Origin of the sequence: Frankia sp. AgPm24 (assembly GCF_023243055.1) — a bacterium.
GTDB lineage: Bacteria > Actinomycetota > Actinomycetes > Frankiales > Frankiaceae > Frankia > Frankia umida.
On sequence record NZ_JALKFW010000199.1, the window covers coordinates 1 to 18962 of the forward strand.

Annotated in this window: 17 protein-coding genes and 1 tRNA gene; 8 read left to right on the plus strand and 10 right to left on the minus strand. The window is 72.0% G+C overall.

Features of this window, described 5'->3' with window-relative positions; genetic code table 11:
* Together MXD61_RS16635 and MXD61_RS28140 are read right to left on the minus strand one after the other, a co-directional pair.
* Nucleotides 1–2548: tetratricopeptide repeat protein (locus tag MXD61_RS16635; protein ID WP_248814280.1), on the minus strand; the 2548-nt coding region annotated here is incomplete at its 3' end.
* A gap of 15 nt (nt 2549–2563) precedes the next feature.
* Nucleotides 2564–3031 carry a hypothetical protein gene (locus tag MXD61_RS28140; protein ID WP_285223297.1) on the minus strand — a complete coding sequence of 156 codons (468 nt, stop codon included), beginning with the start codon at nt 3029–3031 and terminating at the stop codon, nt 2564–2566.
* Between the two features lie 400 nt (nt 3032–3431).
* Here MXD61_RS28140 and MXD61_RS16645 point away from each other — a divergent pair, with 400 nt between their 5' ends.
* Nucleotides 3432–3656, plus strand: a complete 225-nt coding sequence (locus MXD61_RS16645; RefSeq protein ID WP_248814281.1) for a DUF2188 domain-containing protein — start codon at nt 3432–3434, stop codon at nt 3654–3656.
* A 674-nt stretch (nt 3657–4330) separates the two neighbouring features.
* Here MXD61_RS16645 and MXD61_RS16650 read toward each other — a convergent pair.
* A tRNA-Ala gene (locus tag MXD61_RS16650) sits at nt 4331–4404 on the minus strand.
* 16 nt (nt 4405–4420) lie between these two features.
* The gene (locus MXD61_RS16655; RefSeq protein ID WP_225438656.1) at nt 4421–4945 is read right to left on the minus strand and encodes a hypothetical protein; all 525 of its coding nucleotides are present in this window, start codon (nt 4943–4945) and stop codon (nt 4421–4423) included.
* On the opposite strand from MXD61_RS16655, the gene MXD61_RS16660 reads away from it, so the two are divergent.
* The 3 genes from MXD61_RS16660 to MXD61_RS16670 all read left to right on the plus strand — a co-directional run bounded on the left by MXD61_RS16660 (nt 4935) and on the right by MXD61_RS16670 (nt 8039).
* Nucleotides 4935–5150, plus strand: a complete 216-nt coding sequence (locus tag MXD61_RS16660; RefSeq protein ID WP_248814282.1) for a hypothetical protein — start codon at nt 4935–4937, stop codon at nt 5148–5150. The two genes, MXD61_RS16655 and MXD61_RS16660, sit on opposite strands and share 11 nt — an antisense overlap.
* 539 nt (nt 5151–5689) lie before the next feature.
* Nucleotides 5690–7063: a phosphoribosyltransferase family protein gene (locus tag MXD61_RS16665; RefSeq protein WP_308222773.1), complete on the plus strand. Its 1374-nt coding sequence runs from the start codon at nt 5690–5692 to the stop codon at nt 7061–7063.
* A gap of 139 nt (nt 7064–7202) precedes the next feature.
* Nucleotides 7203–8039: a CBS domain-containing protein gene (locus tag MXD61_RS16670; protein ID WP_248814283.1), complete on the plus strand. Its 837-nt coding sequence runs from the start codon at nt 7203–7205 to the stop codon at nt 8037–8039.
* Here MXD61_RS16670 and MXD61_RS16675 read toward each other — a convergent pair whose 3' ends face one another.
* From MXD61_RS16675 to MXD61_RS16685, 3 genes are read right to left on the minus strand one after another with little or no spacing between them, the layout of a single operon-like run.
* A complete protein-coding gene (locus tag MXD61_RS16675; protein WP_248814284.1) occupies nt 8040–8855 on the minus strand; it encodes an ABC transporter ATP-binding protein in 816 nt (271 codons plus the stop codon).
* Nucleotides 8852–9874 (minus strand): ABC transporter permease, encoded by a 1023-nt coding sequence (locus tag MXD61_RS16680; protein ID WP_248814285.1) that lies wholly within the window; start codon nt 9872–9874, stop codon nt 8852–8854. The genes MXD61_RS16675 and MXD61_RS16680 overlap by 4 nt, the downstream gene beginning before the upstream one ends.
* Nucleotides 9875–9913: 39 nt before the next feature.
* Nucleotides 9914–10321, minus strand: a complete 408-nt coding sequence (locus MXD61_RS16685) for a molybdopterin-binding protein (protein ID WP_248814287.1) — start codon at nt 10319–10321, stop codon at nt 9914–9916.
* A 179-nt stretch (nt 10322–10500) separates the two neighbouring features.
* On the opposite strand from MXD61_RS16685, the gene MXD61_RS16690 reads away from it, so the two are divergent.
* Nucleotides 10501–11010: an NUDIX domain-containing protein gene (locus tag MXD61_RS16690; protein ID WP_248814289.1), complete on the plus strand. Its 510-nt coding sequence runs from the start codon at nt 10501–10503 to the stop codon at nt 11008–11010.
* Nucleotides 11011–11142: 132 nt separating this feature from the next.
* The gene (locus MXD61_RS16695; protein WP_248814292.1) at nt 11143–11667 is read left to right on the plus strand and encodes a hypothetical protein; all 525 of its coding nucleotides are present in this window, start codon (nt 11143–11145) and stop codon (nt 11665–11667) included.
* Nucleotides 11668–11686: 19 nt separating this feature from the next.
* Here the strand turns inward: MXD61_RS16695 and MXD61_RS16700 are convergent, their stop codons facing one another.
* Both MXD61_RS16700 and MXD61_RS16705 read right to left on the minus strand, forming a co-directional pair.
* Nucleotides 11687–14119 (minus strand): hypothetical protein, encoded by a 2433-nt coding sequence (locus MXD61_RS16700; protein ID WP_248814294.1) that lies wholly within the window; start codon nt 14117–14119, stop codon nt 11687–11689.
* 124 nt (nt 14120–14243) lie between these two features.
* On the minus strand, nt 14244–15068 hold the full coding sequence (locus MXD61_RS16705) for a TetR/AcrR family transcriptional regulator (protein WP_248814296.1): 825 nt from the start codon (nt 15066–15068) through the stop codon (nt 14244–14246).
* Nucleotides 15069–15404: 336 nt separating this feature from the next.
* Here MXD61_RS16705 and MXD61_RS16710 point away from each other — a divergent pair, with 336 nt between their 5' ends.
* Nucleotides 15405–16913, plus strand: a complete 1509-nt coding sequence (locus MXD61_RS16710; protein ID WP_248814297.1) for an MFS transporter — start codon at nt 15405–15407, stop codon at nt 16911–16913.
* 57 nt (nt 16914–16970) lie between these two features.
* On the opposite strand, the gene MXD61_RS16715 is transcribed toward MXD61_RS16710, so the two are convergent.
* Nucleotides 16971–17861, minus strand: a complete 891-nt coding sequence (locus MXD61_RS16715) for an acyl-CoA thioesterase domain-containing protein (protein WP_248814299.1) — start codon at nt 17859–17861, stop codon at nt 16971–16973.
* A gap of 330 nt (nt 17862–18191) precedes the next feature.
* On the opposite strand from MXD61_RS16715, the gene MXD61_RS16720 reads away from it, so the two are divergent.
* Nucleotides 18192–18959: a cysteine hydrolase family protein gene (locus tag MXD61_RS16720; protein ID WP_248814301.1), complete on the plus strand. Its 768-nt coding sequence runs from the start codon at nt 18192–18194 to the stop codon at nt 18957–18959.
* The last annotated feature ends 3 nt before the right edge of the window (nt 18960–18962 follow it).

Sequence of the window (18962 nt, forward strand, 5' to 3'; positions counted from 1 at the left end):
GGCTGTCGGCGGCCAGCCGCTGGTACAGGTTGACGGCTTCCTGGGCTGGGGCGAGTGCCTCCGCCCGCCGTCCCACCCCCGACAGGAACATCGCCAGGTTGTTCAGCGACATGGCGAGGTCGGGGAGGTAGGCGTCGGGGCTGTCGGCGGCCAGCCGCTGGTACAGGTTGACGGCTTCCTGGGCTGGGGCGAGTGCCTCCGCCCGCCGTCCGGCGGAGGAGAGTCGGCCGGCGAGGTTGTTGTGGAGGCGGGCGAGTTCGGCTGCCTGCGGGTAGGTGATCTGCCCGTCGGTGGTGCGTATCCGTTCGGTGTGCTGGCTGAGGTTGTGGGCGGTGAGTTGAACGGCGAAGGTCAGCAGGTTCGTGGTCGAGGTGGGTAGTGCGGCTTCGACGGGGGCCAGGTCGTAGCCAGCGGGGATCTTGGCCAGCAGGGGGCTCGTCGGGGTGGGGCCGCCGTCGAGGAGACGGGCGATGGTGGGGTGGCGGGTGGCGGTGCGGGTCAGGACGGTGAGCATCCGCTGCACCTGCTCGGCCGTCGGCGGGCCCGCTTGTTCGTCGGTGAGGACCTGGAAGGGCAGGGTCCGGGTGGCGGGCAGACGGTCGTCGACGAGGGCCTGGTGCAGGACGCGGGCGACGAGTTCCTCGCCGAGCAGGTCGGGTTGCAGGGGCGGCAGCCAGCCGTCGGTGCTGTCCGCCGGGGGATACAGGTCGTGCAGCCAGCGGGCGATCGCGTTGGTCCGTGGCCGGTCGTCGAGGGCGAGGGCGGTGGACAGGACGGTGGTGGCCTCGTGCTGGTTGGCCGCGCCGAACAGGGTCGCGGTCGCTACTGCCAGCTCGACCAGACGGCGTCCTTCTGGTCCATCGGCGTGCTGGTGGAAGGCTTGCCGGGTCGCCGGGTAGAGCTTGCTGGCCGCGTCGTCCGAGTAGAGCCAGTGGTGGAGGCACTCCAGATCCAGGATTCGGCCGACCAGATCGGCCTCCTGCGGCTGGGCGGGCGGCCCGCTCGGCCCGTTCGGCCGCGGGTGCTGGCCGGGGATCGCGGTGGGTAGCAGCGCGCAGACGGCGGCGATGTGCAGCATCAACGCTGATCCGAACTCGCCCTTTTCCAGCAGGGACGGCGGTGCCGGGTCGGGGACGAACGGCAGCCTGTGCGTCGCGGCGAACTCCCCGACTGGTGCGCGCAGCGCTTCCGCGACGGCGGTGAACGTGGAGCGGCGGCCTTGTTCGGTCGGTTCGAGCAGATCCAGGGTGATCGGCTCCGGCGGTACCTGGACGCCGACGGCCTTCAGGCGGGGCAGCAGGCCGAGTGCGCTGTCGGTCCACCAGTCGCCGGCCGCGCGGGCCAGCAACAGCAGCCGCCACGGGATCTCACTGTCAGCCAGCGCATCGACCAGCGGCTTCAACGCGGCGGCGAGATGTTCGGCCGCGTAGTCGACGATCAGCAGCAGGCGGCGGCCGCTCACCCGGGCGGCATCGACCACCTCCCGCATGGTGTCGAGGCTGCCCGGGCCACGGAACAGCCCGGTCAGCCAGCCGCCCTGGGCGTTCAGTTCGTCGGCGAGCTGGCGGGCGAGGCGGGTCTTGCCCTGCCCGGCGGGCCCGGTCATCAGCCAGGCCGACCGTGCCTGCGACGAACCGCACCAGGCATGCAGGTTGTGCCGTTCGCTGGTCCTGCCCCGAAAGTCGGTCAGCGCGGCATCCGCCCGCAGCAGCCCGGCGACCGAATCTGTCACGGTCCTGCGGCGTGGTGACACAGCTTCCAGCCGGCGCTGCGCGGTGTCGGCGACCGCGTCCGCGACCGGCGGGAAACGCCGGGCGAGATCGTCGACGCGGGTCGCGTAGACGATGCCGCCGAGTGCCGTCCACCTGGTCTCGTCCCCCGGCGGATAGGCACGCACCATCCCGACGGCCACCGCACCGTTCTGGCTGGTGGTCACCGGGCCGTCGGTGCTGGTGGTCGTAGACGGCTCGTGGAGGACGGGCCCGCCGCTGTGGCCCTTCGGGCTTTCCGGAGCCGCCGCCCCCAGCGCCCCCAGCAGCAGCTGCAACGCCGGCGCGGGCATCCCAGCCTGGCTGACCTGCCCATCCGTGTCGTCGACCGTCCCGCTGAAGACCGTCCCGTCAGGGTTCCCGGCGCTGGCTGGGAAACCCTCCGTGCGGATATCCCAACCGAACCGGACCGCCGTCACGCCGAGGGGCACCGCTACCCGCGCCAGCAACTCGGTCAGAGCCCGCGAATCCTGGGCGCTGGCAGCCACCCGGGCCGTGTCCAGGGCGAGCACAGCACCATCCAAAGCCTCGTCCACGTCGACGACCCGCAGGGGGACGAACACATACCGCCCGCCGCCCGGGTGGCCGCCGCTGCCGCTGCTTCTACCGCTGCCGGGCCGCAGGCGAAGCCACAGTGGCTCGTCGGCCAGGTCCCGCACGCAGTGCGCGGCCGTCAGCACATGTCCGTGTGCGATGACGAAACCTGTCCGGAACTCCTCGTCATACGCGGTCTGATCCGGTGTCTCGCCGACCAGAAGCCGGCCAACCCCCGCGAGCATGTCAGCGGCCGCGGATCAGACGACCGGTAGGCCGGACGGCGCGGCGAGCGGCGGGCCGGCGGGTGGATTGGCCGGTCGGCGGGCCAGGGAGACGGTGACCTCCACCGCGGCCTCGCCCTCCACCGACAGCACCGCCTCGATGGCCTTACCGGCACCCGCGGTCAACGTGACCCCGAACGTGACCTCGACCGTCTCGACGCCCAACTGCCCTGGGGCCGGCTCGACCAGACCCGCCCCGTCCAACTGCCGGGACACCTCAGCCGCGACCAGACTGATCTGCGCCGTCACCGCCGTCACCGCGGCCCGCACCGCGTCCTCACCCCGCTGCACCACCCGCCCCCGCCGGCGATGCGACCCCGACGCGTCCTCGAACGGAGACCCACCCGGCACCGGCCGCCCCGGCGCCACGGGCACAGACGCCGCGGGTACCAGCGCCACACCCACCTCGGACGACCAGCCCCCGAGCTCCCCAGCTTCGTCCATAACGGCCCCCCGACCACACCTGCGGCATCACCGCTCGCACCCGACCAGACGCGCCCAGCATCCCACATCCACCCCATCAACCCACCCAGCCATCCCAACACCCTGTCGAAACAGCCCGCGAATCGCGCAACCCGACCAGTCGCCCACCGGTCAGCATTCTGGTGAGGAAGGCGTCGCTGCTGGAGGCAGCCCCGTCGACGAGGGCCGCGAGGCTGTCCACGTCAGGACGTTTTCCCTGCCCGGAATGGCACCTTTATCCGGCCAAATTCAACATGTAGCGTACGCTTACAGAAGGCGAATCTGCCATGCTGCGGCCAATTTGACTCTAGAGCGTCACTTGCGCATCCGCGAACGAACGATCGCGTGGATGTGACCCAGCACTTAGACCAAGGAGTCACCCATGGCCAACCACAAGGTGTATCGGGTCGTCCCCAAGGGCGGCTGGTGGCAGATCAGGCATGAGGAATCGTTCATCTCCACCCATCGCGTCAAGGACGAGGGTGTCAGCATCGCCCAGAAGCTGGCGATCAAAAACCAGCCCAGCCAGCTGCTTCTCCAGCGGGCTGACGGCACGACCGAAACCGAGTGGACCTACGACGAGGACCAGCTTGCGCCCAAGGTCTGACCGGCGGTGAGGCGGGTGACCGCCGCATCGGGATCCGGTGGGTACGTGAGGGAATAGCGAGATCACGAGCTGCTTTTTCAAGCAGTCCGACGTCAGGCGCAGCCCGAAGGCCACCGGTGGCCAGACAGCGAGTCGCAAGCAGTCGTAGTAACGTGCTTTGAGCACGGTTCCGTCCACTCCCTCATGGTCTGGGCGGAACCGGATGCGTTATGCATCTGGTTTTCTTTTCGTTCGCTCCGGTGTCTCGGTGAACTCTCCCGAAGCCGTTGATGCGCTGGATTCGGCAGGTCGAATCGGGGTGATACGGCCCTGGCCAGCAAGGAAAACTGGGACGCCATCGCGGAGACCAGGTAGGTCACGTCGGTCCTGAAGTCGATCTCGGCATCCGCGTCGCATCCGTGGCGATCTTGCCGTCGAAGCCGAGAACCTCGGACCCCGCGCCGAGCCGCATGCCCACGCGAGGCACGCCCGCAGGCACGGCCGCCCGTCAACGGCGCACCGACAATCCGGATCAGGCGGTAGCCCAACCAGCCGTACCCGGCCCACCGGGGGCCATCGCCCCAACGCCCCACAGCGGCCCGCCGGTCGGGGGCTTCGGGACGCGTCGCCCCCGAAAAACACTGCGGCCCGCCGGGAAGCCACCCAGAGGGCGGCGACCACGGCGGGCCAACGAGTGGAGGTGAGGGGACTCGAACCCCTGGCCTCCTCCGTGCGAGGGAGGCGCTCTACCAGGCTGAGCTACACCCCCTGGAAGCAACTGAAGCTTACAGGACGGCGGGGCTTAGATGACGAGCACCCCTCGCTGTCGGCAACGGGGTCGGTTGCAGCGGCAGCGGCTGGGTCCCCGGGACGCTTGGCAGTTCGGCGATCAGATGGTCGAACAGGTCGGCGGCATCGTCCGGGGGGAGCAGGCCGGCTTCGTGGCCGCTCCAGCCCCACCGCCGGGCGCCGTCGAGGACGATCTCCCGGTCGGGGCCGGCTTCGCCGGGGAAGGCGATCACGGCGTCGTCGGACGGAGGCGGGCCGTCAAGGGGACGGTGCCGCCACAGTTGCAGGGCCTCTTCGGGGCACCACGTCTCATCCCGGATGGCCAGCTGCCACGCCGCCCGGCCGGGCCGGTACACGGCCAGGCGGATGGACGTCCCGCGGCAGCGAAAGTGCAGGCCGAGGCCGTCGCGGCGGACTCCGCGCAGGTCGACCGGCACGGCGCAGCTCGCGGGGCAGACGAGGTACCCCTCGGCTCGCAGCCGGTTCGTCCACGCCTTGAAGGACACGTCCTTGGCGGACACAGCTGACGCTGCCTTCCTGGTCGGGCTGGGTGATGTCGGGCGTAACGCCAACGCCAACGGCGACGCCAGGACCGGTCGCGGCGGTCCTGGTCAACGGCCGGGTCTGCTCCAGGGGCCGCGTCTGCTCCAGGGGCAGTGCCGCCTCCAGGAGCAGTGCCTGCTCCAACGGCGGCATCTGCTCCGACAGCGGCGCGCGGACCTGTGACCAGGCCACCCGGGTGGTGGTGCCAACATCGAAGATCGACGTCGGCGCGTCACGCGTGGTGGCGTAGCCGAGAGGTGGCGGTGGACCAGCTGAATCCCTCGCGCCGCGGCGGCCCGCGCTGTCAGCTAGCGGGCCGCCGGGCTCGTCATGGCGGGGACGAGCCTCAGAAGGCGCGAGGGCCGGGACAAGCTGGACAGCCCGGACAACAGGAACAAGCTCCAGCGCTACAGACAGTGCGCCACGCCCAGTGGGAGGCGGGGCCGTGCTGGAAGCGGAGCGTCACCCTTCTGATTATGCACGGCGACGGGTATGCGCGAGGTCACGTGACGACTGGGGTGCTGGTCGGCGGTCATATGCCGGACTGGCCACGGCAAACCAGACAAGTAGGACGGATTTGCGCTAACGGCCTGGCCCGGTCGACGCGATCCGGACGTCGCCGGCAACCGGATGGCCCGAACGGGCGAGACAAGCAGCCGCCCTGTGGGATCGGCGATAGTCACAAGAGGGAAGGCAGATAACGGGGGGTGACGATTCGGCGGGTGGAGGCGGAGGAGGGTGCGGTGACCATGAGCGTCGACAACGGGAGTTTCGCGGATCGTCGGGACGCCGGACGCCAGCTCGCGGCCCGGCTGCGGCACCTGCGGGGGCACGACATCGTCGTGGTGGCGCTGCCCAGGGGCGGCGTGCCGGTCGGGTTCGAGGTGGCACGGGCACTCGGCGCACCGCTGGACGTCCTGCTCGTGCGCAAGATCGGGGTGCCGCGGCAACCCGAACTGGCGATGGGCGCGATCGCCGAGGGCGGTATCCGGGTGGTCAACGACGAGACGGTCTGGCTGGCCCAGGTGGACCAGGCGCAGTTCGCCCAGGTGGAGGCCGAGGAGCTGGCGGAGCTGGAACGCCGCGGCCAGCTCTTCCGACAGGGACGTCCCCGGATCGGGCTGTCCGGGCGGATGGCCCTCGTCGTCGACGACGGGATCGCCACCGGCGCCACCGCCCGCGCCGCCTGCCGGGCGCTGCGGGCGGCCGGGGCGCAGCGGATCGTCCTGGCCACCCCGGTGATCGCCCACGACCGCGTCGACCAGCTGCGGGCGGACGCCGACGAGGTGATCTGGGTGCACGCTCCCCAGGAGTTCGTCGGGGTCGGACAGTTCTACGCCGACTTCACCCAGACCTCCGACGAGGAGGTCGTCGCCCTGCTCCGGCAGGCGTCCACGACGGGCCCGTCCGGGTGGGCGACGGATGTGGAGATCACGCTCGCGGACGTCCGGCTGTCGGGCCGGCTGGCGCTGCCACCGTCGCCGCGCGCGGTGGTGGTGCTCGTGCCCGGCAGCGGCTCTGGGCGTGACAGCCCACGTGGGCGGTATGTCGCCGAGGTCCTCACCGCCGCGGGCCTGGCGACCCTCCTGCTCGACCTGGCCGTCCCCGCGTCGCCGGTTCTCCCGTCGACCCCGCAGGACCAGGACTTCGATCTGGCGCTGCTCGCCGGTCGGCTGACCGCGGTCGAGGCGTGGCTGGCCGCGCGACCGGAGACGTCCGGGCTCCCGCTGGGCCTGTTCGGCGCGAGCACCGGAGCCGCGGTCGCCCTGGCCGCCGCCGCCGAACCCGCCAGTCGCGTGCGTGCCATCGTCTCCCGCGGCGGCCGGCCGGACCTCGCCTGGACACGGCTGTCCGCCGTGCGCGCGCCGACCCTGCTGATCGTCGGCGAACAGGACACGCGGGTGCTCGAGTCGAACCGTTGGGCGCGCCAGCGCCTCACCGGCTGCGTCCACCGACTCGACCTCGTCCCCACCGCGACGCACCTGTTCAGCGAGCCGGGCACGCTCGCCCAGGCCGCACGACTCGCCCGCGACTGGTTCCTCGACGCCTTCCCCGACGCCCCCGATGGCGAGGCCGAGGCGGGCGCGGATCGGTGATCGACCACGGGACGAGCATCCATCGAGATGCGTGCCGTGTGTTGTCGTGCGACTACGTGTTGAAATCGGGGGAAGGACGTGGGCATGGCCGCGTGGCCGGTTCGCGCGGTGTGCAGAGCCCGATCGGAGGGGGAGACAGATGGTCTACGTCGGCTCGATGATCAGCAGGCCGCCGGTGACCGTGCCGCGGACCACCACGATCGGCCAGGCCGCGCGGGAGATGGCCCGGACGGGGGTCGGCGCCCTGCTGGTGGTCGACAACGATCGGCTCGTCGGCATCGTCACGGACCGCGACGTCGTGATCCGGGGGGTGGCCCGGGGGGTCGGGGCCGACGGCCGCATCGACGCGTTGATGACCACCGATGTGATCACGATCCCGGCCGGGATGGGCGTCGAACGTGCCTACGAGATCTTCCACGACCATGCCCTGCGGCGGCTGCCGGTCCTCGACGGGCGGCGCGTCGTCGGCATCGTCACCGTGGACGACCTGCTGATCCGCAGCGAGCGGCAGATGGCCGACCTGGTCCACGCGGTGCACGACGAGACGTTCGCACCGCACCGCGAACCAGCATCCCCCGTCGTGACCAGCCGTCCCCCGGGACGGACCGGACCGGGTCTGGCAGTGGGCGGCCACGCCGCCCGTCGAACGGCCATGGTCGCTGGCCCGAACGGGGGGTCCGGGGAGACGGCGTCGATGGTCCGGGTCTCCGGGTCACCGGTGTTTCCGCGGCGGACCGGGATGCTGCGGGCGCGCCCGGGCGACACGCTGATCATCCACAGTCATGTGCCGCGGACGGCGGATCGGTCGGGGCAGGTCTGCGCGGCCCGCTCGGACAGCGGTGACCCGCCGTTCGCCGTGCGCTGGAGCGACACCGGAGCCGTCAGCTTCGTGTTCCCGGGCCCGGACGCCGAGGTCCGCCACCGGCCAGAGCCAGCAGCGCGACGGCCTCGGGTGGCGGCCGGCGCCGACGGATGATCAGACGGCCGGGGCGATCTGGTGGCCGCCGGCCAGGGCGATCGTGCGGTCGGCGAGGACCTCGGCGTCCATGGGATCGTGCGTGACGATCAGGACCGGCGCGGACAGCGTCGGCAGGACGCCGCGTAGGAACGTTCGGACCTCGGTGCGCGTCGAGGTGTCCAGCGCCGACAGCGGCTCGTCGAGCAGCAGCAGCCGTGGCCGGGTGACGAGCGCCCGGGCGAGTGCCACCCGTTGGGCCTGCCCGCCGGAGAGCGCGGCGGGTCGACGGTCGGCCAGGTCGCCCACGCCGAAACGGGTCAGCCACGACTCGGCCTCCGTCCTGGACCCTCGCCGTCCCTGACGCAGGCGGGAACGCAGTCCGAACGCGACGTTGTCGCGGGCCCGCAGGTGCGGAAACAGAAGGTAGTCCTGGAACACGACACCGACCGGACGGTCCTCGCACGGCACGAAGCGGCGTTCCCGTGGGTCGTCGAGCACCTGACCGGCGAGCGTGATGCGTCCGGCGTCCAGAGGGAGCAGACCGGCGAGCGCCCGCAGCAACGTGCTCTTGCCCGCGCCGCTGCGTCCCAGAACGGCCACCACCTCACCCTGCGCGACGCGCACCTCGACGTCCAGGAGGAACGTCCCGCGGCGCACGACGATCCGCGCGTCCAGACCATCGCCCTCGCCGACGCCACCCGTATCGTCCGCCCCACCAGCGGCCGCGGCGGCGGGGGCAGCGCCGGTGGCCTCAGCGGCGCCGGTGGCCTCACCGGGGGCGGGGGGTCTCGTCGGGTCGGTGGGCGCGTTCGCCTCCGGACGGGCTGCGCTCATCGTGGTCCCCCTGAACCGTCCGAGTGGGTGTCACCGCCGCCCTCGGCAGCCGTGATCATGGATGTGTCGGCGGTGGCGGTGGCGGTGGCGGGTGGGTCGGTGCGGCCGGCCCGCAGACGCGTGATCAACCGGGTGCCGGGCAGCCACCGTGCGCGTAGTGCCACCAGGACCGTGACGCAGACCGCCAACAGCACGAGGGAAAGGGCGATCGCCGCGTCCGGGTCGGTCTCGAGCGCCAGGTAGACGGCCAGCGGCATCGTCTGGGTGGTGCCGGGGAAGTTGCCGGCGAAGGTGATCGTCGCCCCGAACTCGCCGAGGGCGCGGGCCCAGCACAGGGCGGTGCCGGCGGCGACCGCGGGCGCCACCAGGGGGACGGTCACCCGGCGGAACGTCGTCCAGTAACCGGCGCCGAGGGTGGCGGCGGCATCCTCGAAGCGGCGGTCGGAGCTGTTGAGCGCGCCTTCGACCGAGACGATGAGGAACGGCATCGCCACGAACGTCTGCGCGACCACGACACCGTTGGTGGAGAACGGCAGGGTGAAACCGAACCAGCTCTCCAGCGACTCGCCGACCAGCCCGCGCCGCCCCAGCACCAGCAGCAGCGAGACACCGCCGACCACCGGCGGCAGCACCAGCGGCAGCGTGACCAGCGCCCGCAGCAGGGTACGGCCCGGAAACCGGGTGCGGGCCAGCAGCCAGGCCAGCGGAACGCCGAACACCAGCGACAACACCGTCGACTCGGTGGACGTGCGCAACGACAGCAACAGCGCCTGGCGGACGCTCCTCTCGCTCAGCAGATGCGCCAGCCCCGTCCACGGCGCGCGGATCAGCAGGCCGACCAGCGGCAGCAGCAGGAACAGCACCGCGATCGAACCCGGCACCCACAGCACCCACGGCACCCGTTTGCGGGTCTCCCGCCGCTGACCGGACCGGCGGGCCGGATGCGGCCCGTCGGAGCCCGCAGGCTCGCCGGTCTGCGCCGGCGGGCCGGACCACGACAGGGAAGCGTCAGTCGTCATCGCCGGCGAGGTGCCTTTCCCGAGTCCGAGGCGAGGTGGTCAGCGGCGGTCGGGCATCTCGATGACGACGTTGGTGGACTTCACCGCCCCGACCGCGAGAACACCGGGCTCGAGACCGAGCTCGTCGGCGGCCTCACGGCTCATCAGGGACACCAGCCGATGCGGCCCGGCCTGGATCTCGACCTGGGCCATGACCGTGTCGCGGGTCACCCGGGTGATGATCCCCGGGAAGCGGTTGCGGGCCGACTCCGCCACGACGGGGATGGACGCGCTAGCCTGTTCACCAGCCATGTCCTTGGCGAACTCGGCCAGGTTGGCGCCCTCCACCGCCCGGCGACCCGCGTCGTCCAGGACGGTGGGCAGGCGGCCGCTGTCCGCCCAGCGGCGGACGGTGTCGTCGCTGACACCGAGCAGGGCTGCTGCCTCGCTGATCCGAAATCTTGGCATACCTGCGATAGTAACCCCGCAGGTTCGGCTAATTTCGCTTGGCTTACCCGATCTTGCGGTGATTTCAGTCGTGTATCAACCGCTTCTGCGGAGTTCTTATGGCGGTGGATCTGCCCTGCGACGAAACGTTTGCGTTACATTCTACTGACCGTGTGTCGATCTCTGGCCCTGGAGCTGCCGTGACCGATCCCGATCGTCCGTTCGCCGTCGCACCGACCACCCTGGGCGCGCCGCCCGACCGGGGTGGCCCCTCGGGCACACCGACCCGGATCAACGTCCGCGCGCTGCTGGTCGAGGGTGACCGGATCATGCTCACCAACGTGCGCGGCCAGAAGACCTTCCACCTGCCGGGCGGCCCGGTCGAGGCCGGCGAGACAGTCCAGGTCTCCCTGCGTCGTCAACTCGACGAGCAGGCCGACATCGAGGCCAACCACGTGTCGTTCGTCGGCTGCGTGGCCGGAACACGCGTCGAGCGGGGCACCGCCGTCGGTGAACTCGACGTCATCTTCTCCGTCGACCGCTCGTGGGGCGCCGAGTTCGGCAGCCGGCTCGACCATCTGGATGTCATCTCGACCCCACTGAACACCCTCGGCGAGCTGCAACTACAGCCGGAGGCCCTGCGCACGCTGATCCCCGACTGGCTCGCACACGGCCGTCCCGCCTGGCAGGGCGCCCCCGCCATCCGCTGATCACCGGTGTCCCGCGGGACGTGCGTCCGGCGTTCCGCGGGACATGGTTCGGACGGCGCTGGGACACGTGAGGCCCACCTCTGCGCTGGTAAGCAGGCGCGAAGGGGCAGGCTGACAAGCTAGATTCGCCGGATGTCCGGGTGCTCCCAGGGGCTCTCGTTGGCCCGGTCCGTCGTCGGCGTGACCGGTCATCGGGGGTTGACCGATGTGCAGAGCCGCTATGTCGACGCGGAGCTGCGGCGGCTGCTCGAGCCGCTCGCGCGGGCGACGCGAGGTTTCGCGGGCATCAGCTGTCTGGCCGACGGTGCCGACACCGTCTTCGCCGACGTCGTGCTCGATCTCGGCGGCCAGCTCATCTCCGTGATCCCCGCCCACGGCTATCGGGATCTTCAGCCAGCCACCCACCTGCGCGACTACGACCGCCTGCTGCGCAGCTCCGCCGAGGTCCGCCGACAGGACCGTCCGGTGCCCGACCTGCCCAGCCTGATGGACGCGAGCCGGCTGCTGGTCGACGTCTCCGACCACCTCATCGCCATCTGGGACGGACAGCCAGCCCGCGGCTACGGCGGGACGGCGGACGTGGTCGCCTACGCCCAGCGGCTGGGCCGCCCGGTACAGGTCGTCTGGCCGGCCGGCGCGGTCCGCCAACCGGTCTGAGCAGCCCCGAACCCAGATCTCAGCGAGGGGTCAACGGGACGATGAGGACCTGAGTCGGGTCCAGCCCCGTGGACGTCTCTGACGACGTGCTCTCCGCAACCCGCGTCCCCGCCGCCGAGCTGGACGTCGCCGCGGGGTCAGCCGTGGTGCCGGGGGCAGCCGTGGTGCCGGGAGCAGTGGTGGTGGCGGTGGTGGTCGGGGTGAGCTCGGTGATCGGCACGGGTCCGGTGGTCGGCAGGGTGCCGGCCAGCGCGGGGGTGCTGGCGTCACCGGCGCTCGCCGCACCGCCGGTGGTTGCCGCGCTCTCGGTAGCCGCCGCGCTCTCGGTGGTCGGGACGAGCCTGGTGATCGGTATGGACCCCGTGGTCGGCAGCGTGTCGGTAGTCGCCGGAGTGTCGGTAGTCGCCGGAGTGTCGGCGGTCGCCGGGGTGCTGGTGGCCGCGAGGGTGTCCGTCGAGGTGGTGGCTGTGATCGGGTTCGGCCGGACGCCGGGTTTCGCGGCCGAGCGCGGCACCGCCGGGATGCGTCCCATCGGCCGGGAACCGGCCACCGGTTGCGTGGGCGCGACGGCGGCCGCCCCGGCCGGGCTGGCGGGCTGGAGCGGCACCACTGGCTGGACCGGGTCGGCGCCCCCCGGTTGAACCGGGGCAGCAGCCGGTTGAGCCGGGGCTGCGGCTGGCTGACCCACGGCGGCTGGCTGAGCCGGGGCTGCGGCCGGCTGGGCGGGCGTGGTTGTGACCGGACTGGTCTGGGCCGTGGTCGGCGGCGCGGCGGGGTCGGCGACCGCCCGCGCGGGGGCGGGGGGCGCCGGTGGCTCCTGGCCGGACTGTTCGGCTGGCGACAGCGGTGTCAGGGGGGTGATCAGCAGGCCGGCCAGCGACGAGGTGTCAAGGTCGATGCCGGGCCCGTCGGCGGTGTCCGCGTCGCCGCTCGGCGCGCTGGCGGCGGCCGGCGGCGTGACGTCGCCCGTCAGATGGAGGGCGTCGAGTGCCCGCTGCGCCGCGGAGAGCTTCAGCGGCTGTTGGACGGACGGAGCCGCGGTCAGCGGCTTCTGGGCGCCGGGTACGGCCCCGATGGCGGCACCGGCCGGGTCCAGTGCGGTGGTGGCCGGCGGGATCGGCGGGCGGGGCGTCGCCGGGCCGGTCGGTGCGTTCGCCGCGGGGGCCTCGACCTGGGTTCCGGGGCCGGCGTCCGGGCTGGTGCCGGGGTGCGGTTGCGAGCCGGGAGTCAGGCCCGCCGCGGACCGGTCGGCAGCGCGGGAGGCGGCCGGCAGATCCGCGGGGTGCGTGTCGTGCTGGGGTGCCTGGGCGCCGGAGGTGACCTCGTCTCCGGTGGCGCCCAGGCCGGCGGCGGTTGCCGCGGCCGCCACCGCTGCCACCGCTGTGACGGCCAACGCGGCCAGCGGCCGAATCCGGGAGCGACGCGGCTGACCGGGCTGGCCGGGCTGACCGGCCTCCGGCACCGGTGCGCCGGGCAGGGCAGGGGTGGGTGGCAGCCCGGCCAACGGGGGCAGCGTGAGACCTGCGGTGGCGAGATCCGGCGCGGATGTCGGCCCAGCGGCGGCGGGCCGTGGACCGCGGCGGCGTCCCGCGGGACGCGCGGGGCGGGCGCCGGCGAGCAGGGCGAGTAGTTCGGCGGTGTCGGGCAGGGAGCCGCCGTCGGCGAGCCGGACCCGGGCCAGCGCGCGACGCACCCCCGGACTGGTCAGCTCGCTCGCGTCCGCCCCGGCCTGCTCGCGGTGCCAACCGCCACGCCCGCCGGCCGGCCCCACCACGTTGGATGGACGCCCGGTGGCGGCCAGGTCGACGATGCCGGCCCAGGCGACGACGTCGGCCGCGGGACCGTCCCAACCGCCCGCGGCAGGCCCGTAGCCGTATCCCGGCACGTATGTGCTGTCGGCGGCCGGCACGCCCGCCCTGGCCGCGGCCGTCACCAGCAACGGCCGCAGGGCCGCGGCGACCCCCAGGTCGACCAGGCGGGGGCCGACGACCGAGAGCACGATGTCGGCGGCCGTCAGATCGCCGAGCGGGCCGACACTGCGGTGCGCGGCCTCGATCGTCGTCAGCAGGCTGCGGGCGAGGCGATCGATCTCCTCGGGAGACAGCGGGCCGCGCTCGGCCAGTTCACGGGCGAGGGTGGGCCCGCCGACGTACTCGGCCACGAGGTAGGGCCGCTCCGCGCCGGGCGCGGCATCGAGAACACCGCAGGTGTGCGGGCCGGCGATCACACGGGCTCGATCGACCGCGGCGGCGAAACGGGCCCGCATGTCGTCGCGCGGCGCGTCCCCGGGATGCAGCGAGCGGACGGCCACCTGCGCGCCGCCAGGTGCCCGAGCCAGGTGGATGACGCCGGTGATGCCCACGTCAACCCGCCCAAGGAGCTGGTACGGCCCGAGCATGGTCGGCTCGCCCGTGGCGAGTGGGGCCACGTGGCGCGGAAGACGAACGGTCATGTGGGCTGCCCCGGGTGCGACGCGTGGCTCGCCGACGGCGACGGACCTCTCTGACGGTAGCCACTCAGGTGGTGTCCGTGAAGGGTGCTACGCCCGCTTCTTCAGTCTTCTCCTGTGTTGCCGCTCATTGTTCACGCGTGCCGCTGGCGTTCCCGGTGTTCTTCCCCTCGTCCTCCCGGACGTCCGGGTGCGCCGCCTCGATGCCGTCCAGGAGCCAACCCAGCGCCTGTTCGAAACGCGGCACCATCACCAGGCATCCGTTTCTCCACAGGGTGCGTAGCCGGGGGAGTTCCTCGCCGTCGTCGAGCGTGCCGAAGTCGGGCTCGAGCAGCTGGCCGTCGACCGTGGGATCGCTCCAGCCCGCCGTGGTGGTCCGCAGCACGCTCGCCTCCCGCAGGGTGCAGCCGACGACAAGGTCGTTCACCGAGTGCAGGATGCGCTGCTGCTCCAGCGGATCATCGGTGAGTCGTGAGACGACGCCCAGATACTGTTCGATGAAGCGCAGCTTGTTGGGCCCGCGGGACGACCGGATGATCACTTGCAGCGTCCAGGGATGGCGCTGGTAGGACTCCCGCATGCGGCGCGCGATCGCGGTGAGGCCGCCGCGCCAGTCGGCCGGGACCTCGGCGAGCAGGCTCTCGCCCATGAACTCGTCCCACATGACGTCGAGCAGCTCGTCCTTGTCCCGGACGTGGTAGTACAGCGTCATCGTCCCGACGCCGAGGTGGGTGGCGAGCCGGCGCATCGACACGGCGGCCAGGCCCTCCGCGTCCGCGATCTCGATCGCCGCCCGGGCCAGTCGCGGGGGGTTCAGCTTCGAGCGGCAGGTGCCGCCAGCGGCACGCCGCTCGACCTGCGTGCCCGCCTGCGCCACCGGTGGCCGCGCGACGACGGGCCGGACAACCGCAGGTGGGGCGGCCACCTTCGCCGCCGTGCCCGCACGGGACATTGCCTGGTCACCTCCGACCACAACCGATCACGACCTTCGAGCGCAACCCAGAGTCAGGCAAGCGTTTTGCCGTTCGTACATCGTACGGCGTAGAGTGGGACCACGTCGCTCGTACGCTGTACGACTGCGGGTGGGCGTGATCCACCCCTGTGTCCACCCGGCCGCGTGGCTGAGCGGATGCACGGCCGAGGAGAACCGCGGCTGACCGGAGCCGTGGCTGACCTGAACCGCGGCCGAGCGCAACCGCGGCCGAACGGGCCTGCGGCTGAGTCGGGCTGGGGCGCACGAGAGCGGCGGAGAGAACAAGAGAACAGCGGACGGGAGGGAGGGACGTTGATGGATGCACATTCGGAGACCGCTCCAACGGGGGCGGTCGCAGCGCCACGGGCCTCGTGGGCCATCCTGGCGGTCTGTTGTCTGGCCCAGTTCATGGTCGTGCTCGACATCTCGATCGTGAACATCGCCCTGCCATCGATGCAGGACGATCTTGGAATGTCGGCGGGCGGGCTGCAGTGGGTGATCAATGCCTACACCCTGGCCTTCGCCGGGCTGCTGCTGTTCGGCGGCCGGGCCGCCGACCTGTTCGGCCGGCGGCGGGTGTTCATCTTCGGCCTGGCCGTGTTCACACTCGCCAGCCTTGGTGGCGGCTTCGCCCAGAGCGAGGTCCAGCTCATCATCGCGCGGGCGGCCCAGGGTCTCGGCGGTGCGGTGCTGGCACCGGCGACACTCAGCCTTCTGATGACCTCGTTCGCCGAGGGGCGGGAGCGCACACGGGCCCTCGGGGCCTGGGGTGCCACGGCGGCCAGCGGTGGCGCGTTCGGCACGGTGCTCGGCGGTGTGCTCACCGACGTCGCCGACTGGCGCTGGGTGCTGTTCGTCAACGTGCCGATCGGTGTCGTGCTGATCGGCGCCGCGCGGGTGGTGCTGGTCGAGTCGCGTGGCCAGATCAGCCGGCTGCGTGACCTCGACATGCCCGGCACCGTGGCGGTGACCGGCGGTCTGGTCCTGGTGGTCTACGCGATCGTGCGAACCGAGAGCACGTCGTGGACGTCCCCGCTCACCCTGGGCATGCTCGTCGGCGGGCTCGTGCTGCTCGGCGGGTTCGTGGCCATCGAGGCGACCAGCGCGAACCCGCTGGTGCCGCTGGGCATCTTCCGGTTCCCGGGCATCGCGGTGGCGAACATGATCGCGGCCGTGCTGGGGGCCGGCATGTTCGCCGTGCTGTTCTTCCTCACGCTCTACCTGCAGCGGGTGCAGGGCTTCAGTCCGCTGCGCGCCGGAATCGCGATGCTGCCGATGCCGGTCTCGATCATTGTCGCGTCGCAGGTCGTGACCCGGCTGATCGGCCGGACGGGGCCACGTCCGCTCGTTGTCGTCGGCGTCGTGATCGGCGCTGCCGGTCAGTTCTGGATGACGGGTATCTCCGCGGGCAGCTCCTACTGGGTGGATGTGTTCGGGCCCATCGCGCTGATGGCCCTCGGTGTCGGCACGGTGATGGTCGCGATGGTCACCGCCGCCACCTCCGGGGTCCCGATGCACATGGCGGGGCTCGCCTCCGGGCTCATCAACACCGGCCGTCAGATCGGCGCGGCCGTCGGCCTCGCGGTGGTCACCACACTCGCCGAGAACCGCACCAGTTCCCGCGTGAGTCAGGGCGTCGCCCTGCCCGACGCCCTGACCTCCGGCTACTCGCTCGGTCTGCTGATCGCGGCCTGCGTGTTCGTGGTCGGCCTGCCGCTCGCCCTGCTACTGCCGCGTCGCCGTGGCCCGGTCGTCCCGGTGCCCGTGCCGGCGGGCCCGTCCGACGGCGAACCCCTCGCGGTCGCCGAAGGCGCCCAGGTCTGAGCACCCGGCCTGTGGGCCGCCGGGCCAGCGGGTCCGGTGGGTCAGCGGGTCAGCGGGTCAGTGGCGTCGGCGGAGGATGCCGACGACGGAGGCCTCGGCGCGTAGCTCGCCGGCGCGGGTGAGGATCTCGACCCGGCTGGTGGTGCGTCCGCCCGCGATGCTCAGGGCGCTCACCCGGTAGAGCAGCCACTCCCGCACGTCCAGCTCGGCGAAGTACGTCACTGTGATCGACAGGACCAGCGCGGTGGTGTCCGGCATGATCTCGCCCGTCGGCGTGACCATGCCGGACAGCCGCGCGATGTCGTCCAACGGCATGAACTCGCAGGCGTGCGCGATCAGTGCCCGCCAGAGCGTGGGGTCATCGCCCGCGTCGGCGGCACGCACCCAGTGCTCCAGCTGGAACTCGGCACGCTGGGGGAGCAGCCGCGCCTCCCACGGGATCAGCCGAATGGGAAGGTCCACCGCGGTCTCGGGGCCCGCGGGCATCACCGTCGTCGGCGTGAACCGGCCGAGGTCCGGCTCGGGGGCGCGCAGCATGATGTTCGTCCGCGACAGTGCCTGCGAGTGCTGCCGGACCGACAGTGCCAGCGCCCCCACCGACCGGCCGTGCGCCAGGTGCTCCACGTCGATCCACATCGGGAGCTCGCAGTCACCGGGCCGGGAGAAGACCGTGTGCAGCGAATGCACCGTCTTGCCGGGGGTCAGGCGCTCCGCCAGCACGATCTGCTGACCGAGCTGCTGCGCGCCCAGGACACCGCCGTGCGGGCTGCGCAGCGAGCGCACCGGGACCGGCGGCACATCCCCGCGCACGTCCAGCACCGTCAGCAGCTGCGCCAGCGTGAACCGACCCGGTGTCGCCGCGTTGATCAGCGGCGTGGCCGCATCGGGTTCGGCCACCGCCCGGCCGCCCGGTCGGGACTGGCCGGTCAGACCCGGCTGAGCAACCACATCGCATCCTCTCGTCGGTGACCGCCGAGCCGCGGTTCGACGGGACCGCCAGACACGGGCCCCACCGAACGAATGTCGACCTCTCGCGCCCAAGGCGCGGGTCGCAAGTGGCATAGGCCACCTACCCGCCAGTACCCCTGCCTGCACAAACCATCCCAAACGAATGGGAAACCGTTCGTATCCGGCACTGTATACGGCATCGGATACGAAACTGGATACAGAGTTCATGGGTGTGTTACGTGCCGGGCGGTGGGCCGAAACGACCCCCGCTGACCCTCATCTCCAGACACGAGGACCCGCACCAGAGGACCCGGGATGGCGAGAGCTGGCATGACCGACACCGCATCGACTCCGACCGAAACCCCGACCGGCCCCGTGGGCACGCCGCTGACGGTGGGCGCCCGACCCTACGACTTCGCCTTCGACCCCGCGACCACCGCGCTCGTGCTCATCGACATGCAGCGCGACTTCCTCGAGCCGGGCGGTTTCGGGGAGAGCCTCGGCAACGACGTCGGCCAGCTACGCGGCACGATCGAGCCGCTGCGGGCGGTGCTGGCGGCCGCGCGTGCCGCCGGGCTGACCGTCATCCACACCCGCGAGGGTCACCTGCCCGACCTGTCCGACCTGCCTGCGGCGAAGCTGCACCGCGGCAACGCCACCCTGCGCATCGGCGACGTCGGACCCAAGGGCCGCATCCTCATCCGGGGTGAGTACGGCCAGGACATCATCGACGAGCTGGCGCCGATCGACGGCGAGACCGTCATCGACAAACCCGGCAAGGGCGCCTTCTACGCCACCGCGTTCGGGGACGTGCTGCGCGCGAAGGGCATCACCAGCCTCGTCGTCACCGGTGTGACGACCGAGGTCTGCGTGCACACCACCGTCCGCGAGGCCAACGACCGCGGCTACGAGTGCCTGGTGCTCAGCGACTGCGTCGGTTCCTACTTCCCCGACTTCCAGCGGGTCGCCCTCGAGATGGTCGCGGCCCAGGGCGGCATCTTCGGCTGGGTCGCCCCGTCGCCGGCGTTCCTGGCCGCCCTCGAACCCCTGCTCGCCACCGCCACCGCCACCGCCGCTGCCGCCTCCACGGCTTCCTGAGAC

What these genes read in the sequence shown, in the direction of transcription:
- MXD61_RS28140 (WP_285223297.1), bottom strand. Translation starts at nt 3,031, where the DNA reads ATGGACGAAGCTGGGGAGCTCGGGGGCTGGTCGTCCGAGGTGGGTGTG.
- MXD61_RS16645 (WP_248814281.1), top strand. Translation starts at nt 3,432, where the DNA reads ATGGCCAACCACAAGGTGTATCGGGTCGTCCCCAAGGGCGGCTGGTGG.
- MXD61_RS16670 (WP_248814283.1), top strand. Translation starts at nt 7,203, where the DNA reads ATGGTCTACGTCGGCTCGATGATCAGCAGGCCGCCGGTGACCGTGCCG.
- MXD61_RS16675 (WP_248814284.1), bottom strand. Translation starts at nt 8,855, where the DNA reads ATGAGCGCAGCCCGTCCGGAGGCGAACGCGCCCACCGACCCGACGAGA.
- MXD61_RS16680 (WP_248814285.1), bottom strand. Translation starts at nt 9,874, where the DNA reads ATGACGACTGACGCTTCCCTGTCGTGGTCCGGCCCGCCGGCGCAGACC.
- MXD61_RS16685 (WP_248814287.1), bottom strand. Translation starts at nt 10,321, where the DNA reads ATGCCAAGATTTCGGATCAGCGAGGCAGCAGCCCTGCTCGGTGTCAGC.
- MXD61_RS16695 (WP_248814292.1), top strand. Translation starts at nt 11,143, where the DNA reads ATGTCCGGGTGCTCCCAGGGGCTCTCGTTGGCCCGGTCCGTCGTCGGC.
- MXD61_RS16700 (WP_248814294.1), bottom strand. Translation starts at nt 14,119, where the DNA reads ATGACCGTTCGTCTTCCGCGCCACGTGGCCCCACTCGCCACGGGCGAG.
- MXD61_RS16705 (WP_248814296.1), bottom strand. Translation starts at nt 15,068, where the DNA reads ATGTCCCGTGCGGGCACGGCGGCGAAGGTGGCCGCCCCACCTGCGGTT.
- MXD61_RS16710 (WP_248814297.1), top strand. Translation starts at nt 15,405, where the DNA reads ATGGATGCACATTCGGAGACCGCTCCAACGGGGGCGGTCGCAGCGCCA.
- MXD61_RS16720 (WP_248814301.1), top strand. Translation starts at nt 18,192, where the DNA reads ATGACCGACACCGCATCGACTCCGACCGAAACCCCGACCGGCCCCGTG.